5 protein-coding genes are annotated in these 5,190 nt (G+C 58.6%); all 5 read right to left on the minus strand.

The genetic code is table 11. The features are described 5' to 3' along the window. The coding region (locus tag AC1DSG_RS27255) for a response regulator (protein WP_477793652.1) at positions 1-230 on the minus strand (230 nt) is incomplete at its 3' end. 165 nt (positions 231-395) lie between these two features. Then, positions 396-1,136 (minus strand): RNA polymerase sigma factor FliA, encoded by a 741-nt coding sequence (fliA, locus tag AC1DSG_RS27260; RefSeq protein ID WP_477793653.1) that lies wholly within the window; start codon positions 1,134-1,136, stop codon positions 396-398. Continuing rightward, positions 1,133-1,963, minus strand: a complete 831-nt coding sequence (gene fleN / locus AC1DSG_RS27265; RefSeq protein ID WP_477793654.1) for a flagellar synthesis regulator FleN — start codon at positions 1,961-1,963, stop codon at positions 1,133-1,135. The genes fliA and fleN overlap by 4 nt, the downstream gene beginning before the upstream one ends. A gap of 116 nt (positions 1,964-2,079) precedes the next feature. Beyond that, positions 2,080-3,414, minus strand: coding sequence for a flagellar biosynthesis protein FlhF (flhF, locus tag AC1DSG_RS27270; protein WP_477793655.1), 1,335 nt, complete (start codon positions 3,412-3,414; stop codon positions 2,080-2,082). Between the two features lie 11 nt (positions 3,415-3,425). After that, positions 3,426-5,190, minus strand: a 1,765-nt coding sequence (locus AC1DSG_RS27275; RefSeq protein ID WP_477793656.1) for a flagellar biosynthesis protein FlhA, incomplete at its 5' end; no start/stop codon positions are given.

Genomic DNA, 5,190 nt, shown 5'->3' on the forward strand with positions numbered 1-5,190 from the left:
GGCAGGTGCTTGAGCTTTTCATCGGCCCGCACGTGGCGCAGCAAGTCGATACCGCTCATGCCAGGCATGTTCCAGTCCGTGACCAGAAAGTCGATGCTTCCGCTGTTGAGAACCGGAATGGCAGTAGTGCCATCGTCGGCTTCGACCGTGTTGGTGAACCCCAGGTCACGCAACAGGTTTTTTATGATCCGCCGCATCGTTGAGAAGTCATCAACGATGAGGATTTTCATGTTCTTGTCCAATTCGACCTCCAAGCAGTCTTAAACGCGCCCAGCACCTGGACACGCCATTTCATTCAAACCGGCAATGCATTCGATGACTGTCTGGAGCACAACAGATCGTGACCGGTGCAGTACAACCCCACCGGCCTCGTTCGCAGTGTCCCCACACTGCCTTCAGCGCGCTCGCCACTCCCCCAAACGCCCCCGCAAACGGGCCGCGCACTGGCTGTGTAACTGGCTGACCCGCGATTCGCTGACCCCCAGGACCTCTCCGATTTCCTTGAGGTTCAACTCTTCGTCGTAGTACAGCGCCAACACCAGTCGCTCGCGCTCCGGCAAATTGGCAATCGCGTCCGCCAACGCCGCCTGAAAGCGTTCATCTTCCAGATCGCGTGACGGCTCGAGATGAGCACTCGCGCCATCCTCGTGCAGCCCTTCGTGTTCGCCGTCCTGCAACAGATCATCGAAACTGAATAAGCGGCTGCCCAGGGTGTCGTTCAAAATCCCGTAATAATCGTCGAGACTTAATTGGAGTTCGGCCGCAATCTCGTGATCTTTAGCGTCACGGCCGGTTTTAGCTTCAATTGAGCGAATTGCGTCACTGACCATGCGGGTATTTCGGTGGACCGAACGCGGCGCCCAATCCCCCTTGCGCACTTCATCGAGCATGGCGCCGCGGATTCGTATGCCCGCGTACGTCTCGAAACTCGCGCCTTTGCTGGCGTCGTATTTGGTCGACACTTCAAGCAGGCCGATCATCCCGGCCTGGATCAGGTCTTCGACCTGGACACTGGCTGGCAGACGAGCCAGCAAGTGGTAAGCAATGCGTTTGACCAGTGGCGCGTAACGCTCGATCAGCTCGTACTGCGCGTCACGTGCCGACGTCTTGTAGAGGTTATAGCCACTGGCTGTCATAGAACGGGGCCCGCCATCTGCTGCACGAGCCGCTCGACAAAAAACTCCAGGTGCCCACGCGGGTTGGCAGGCAATGGCCAGGTATCGACTTTCTGCGCGATGGCCTTGAACGCCAGGGCGCACTTGGAACGTGGAAAGGCTTCATAAACGGCGCGTTGCTTCTGCACGGCCTTGCGCACGCTTTCGTCGTAAGGCACCGCGCCGACGTACTGCAGGGCAACGTCGAGGAAGCGATCGGTAACCTTGGTCAACTTGGCGAAAAGATTACGCCCCTCTTGCGGGCTCTGGGCCATGTTGGCCAGGACGCGGAAGCGGTTCATGCCGTAATCGCGGTTAAGCAGTTTGATCAGGGCGTAGGCGTCGGTAATCGAAGTCGGCTCGTCGCAGACCACCAGCAAGACTTCTTGCGCTGCACGAACGAAACTGACTACCGAGTCACCTATACCCGCGGCGGTGTCGATCACCAGGACGTCGAGGTTGTCGCCGATGTCGCTGAAGGCCTGGATCAGGCCGGCGTGTTGAGCTGGACTCAGGTGAACCATGCTCTGTGTGCCGGAGGCTGCCGGAACGATTCGAATACCGCCCGGGCCCTGCAACAGAACGTCGCGCAGCTCACAGCGGCCTTCGATCACGTCAGCCAGGGTACGTTTGGGTGTCAGTCCCAGCAGGACGTCGACATTCGCCAGGCCCAGGTCAGCGTCTAACAACATGACGCGACGGCCGAGTTCGGCCAGGGCCAGTGACAAATTCACTGACACGTTAGTCTTGCCGACGCCACCTTTGCCGCCGGTCACCGCGATCACCTGTACGGGATGCATGCTGCCCATGTTATTTCTTTACCTTGTCTTGCATAGACGGAGGCCACATTACTGGCTGCGCGTTCGCTAATGGAACAATGCATGGCAGGCCATCGATGTAGGTACAAAAACTGTTCATTACTACCTTAGCCGACCTGCTTGGTCGGGCTGTGGTAAATATCAGCGAACATATCAGCCATGGCTTCTTCGCTGGGTTCTTCCTGCATTTGCACACTGACGGCGCGGCTGACCAACTGATGACGACGCGGCAGATGCAAATCATCCGGAATCCGCGGGCCATCGGTCAGATAGACCACCGGTAATTCATGACTGATCGCCAAGCTTAATACCTCGCCCAGACTTGCCGTTTCATCCAGTTTAGTCAGGATGCAGCCCGCGAGCCCGCAACGCTTGTAACTATGGTAAGCAGCCGTTAGAACCTGTTTCTGGCTGGTGGTTGCCAATACCAGATAATTTTTTGATTTGATGCCACGTCCGGCCAGACTTTCGAGTTGCATGCGCAGTGCCGGATCGTTGGCCTGAAGGCCCGCAGTATCAATCAACACCACGCGTTTGCGCAGCAGTGGTTCGAGCGCCTGCACCAAAGACTGCCCCGGATCGACGTGGGTCACCGAGACGTTGAGAATCCGCCCGAGCGTCTTGAGCTGCTCCTGGGCGCCAATGCGAAAGCTGTCCATGCTCACCAGTGCGATATTCTGCGCGCCGTACTTGAGCACGTAACGGGCGGCGAGCTTGGCCAGGGTGGTGGTCTTGCCCATGCCGGCAGGACCGACCATGGCCATCACACCACCCTCTTCCAGTGGCTCGATTTCCGGTGTGACGAGCTTGCGCGCCAAATGCGCCAGCAACATGCGCCAAGCCTGACGAGGCTCATCAATGTCAGGAATCATAGCTAACAAATCGCGGGACAACGGACCGGACAGACCGATGCGTTGCAGGCGACGCCAAAGATTGGCCTGATCCGGGCGGCTGCCTTGCAGCTGATTCCAGGCCAGCGAGCCGAGTTGGACTTCCATCAGTTCGCGCAGGCTATTGAGTTCGAACCGCATCGAGTCGAACGCACGTGGGTCAACGCCACCGGCGGCAGGTGCCGGGGCGGGTTCCGCGCGACGCGGTTCGGAGTAGGTCGGTTCGATCAGCGGCTCGGCAGCAGTAAGTGGCAGGCCAGCGAACAACTGGCGATTGGTGGTCTTGTCGCCTTCGGTTTCGCCGTCGCCACGCAGGCTCAATTCGGCCTGGGCAGTCACGATGCGCGACTGGGACTTGCGCAGCTCATCCTCGAGTTCCATGTTTGGAACACGCGGGGCCAGCGCCGACAATTTGTAATCCAGCGCAGCCGTCAGCTCGACACCACCGGCAATCCGGCGATTGCCAATAATGGCGGCATCAGCGCCCAGCTCATCACGAACCAGTTTCATGGCCTGACGCATATCAGCGGCGAAAAAACGCTTTACTTGCATAAACCACTACCTCAACCGTTGGGCCCTACTGTCGCAACGATGGTCACTTGCTTGTTGTCAGGAATTTCCTGGTAAGCCAACACATGCAAACCCGGGACTGCCAGTCGGCCGAATCGCGACAACATGGCGCGAACCGGGCCGGCCACCAGCAGAATCACTGGCTGACCTTGCATTTCCTGACGCTGCGCGGCATCGATCAACGAGCGCTGCAGTTTTTCAGCCATGCTTGGCTCCAGCAGAACGCCCTCYTCCKRGCCTTGTCCTGCCTTCTGAATACTATTGAGCAATATCTGTTCCAACCTTGGCTCCAGGGTGATCACTGGTAGCTCAGAGTCAGTGCCTACAATGCTTTGGACGATTGCGCGGGACACGCCGACGCGCACAGCGGCCACCAGAGCGGCAGTATCTTGACTCTTGGCGGCATTGTTGGCGATCGCCTCGGCGATGCTGCGAATGTCTCGCACGGGCACCTGCTCGGCCAGCAGCGCCTGCAACACCTTGAGCAACTGCGACAGCGAAACCACGCCTGGCACCAACTCCTCAGCCAATTTAGGCGAGCTTTTGGCCAGCAATTGCATGAGTTGCTGGACTTCTTCGTGACCGATCAGTTCGCTGGAGTGCTTGTACAGAATCTGGTTCAAGTGGGTGGCAACGACCGTACTGGCGTCGACCACGGTGTAACCAAGGGATTGCGCCTGGGCGCGCTGGCTGATTTCGATCCAGACCGCCTCCAACCCAAAAGCCGGATCTTTGGCGTTTATGCCATTGAGCGTGCCGTAGACCTGGCCCGGGTTGATCGCCAGTTCGCGATCCGGGTAAATCTCTGCCTCGGCAAGGATCACACCCATCAACGTGAGGCGATAGGCACTCGGCGCCAGGTCAAGGTTGTCACGGATATGCACAGTCGGCATCAAGAAGCCCAGGTCCTGGGACAGCTTCTTGCGCACGCCCTTGATCCGCGCCAGCAGTTGACCTCCCTGATTACGGTCCACCAGTGGAATCAGGCGATAGCCGACTTCCAGACCAATCATGTCGATCGGCGTCACGTCGTCCCAGCCAAGCTCCTTGGTCTCCATGGCGCGGGCCGGCGAAGGCAGTAATTCCTGCTGACGCTTGACCTCTTGCAGGGCTTGGACCTTGACCACATTCTGCTTCTTCCAGAACAGGTACGCAGCACCGGCGGCGACGGCGGCCATACTGAGGAAGGAAAAGTGCGGCATGCCCGGAACGAGCCCCATCACTGCCATCAAACCCGCAGCCACGGCCAGCGCTTTCGGTGAGGCGAACATCTGGCGGTTGATCTGCTTGCCCATGTCTTCCGAGCCGGAAGCTCGGGTCACCATGATGGCTGCGGCGGTGGACAACAGCAGAGATGGCAATTGCGCCACCAAACCGTCACCGATGGTCAGCAGCGCATAAACCTTACCGGCATCGGCGAAGCTCATGTTGTGCTGAAAGATACCAACGGCGATGCCGCCAATCAGGTTGATGAACAGAATCAGCAGGCCGGCGATGGCGTCGCCGCGCACAAATTTGCTGGCACCGTCCATGGAACCATAGAACTCGGCTTCCTGGGCCACTTCCATCCGGCGCAGCTTGGCCTGGTTCTGATCGATCAGGCCGGCATTCAAATCGGCGTCGATTGCCATTTGCTTGCCGGGCATCGCATCGAGGGTGAAACGCGCACTGACCTCGGAAATCCGCCCGGCACCCTTGGTCACCACGACGAAGTTGATGATCATCAAAATCGCGAAGATCACGATACCAACGACATAG

The organism is Pseudomonas sp. P5_A12, assembly GCF_056400685.1.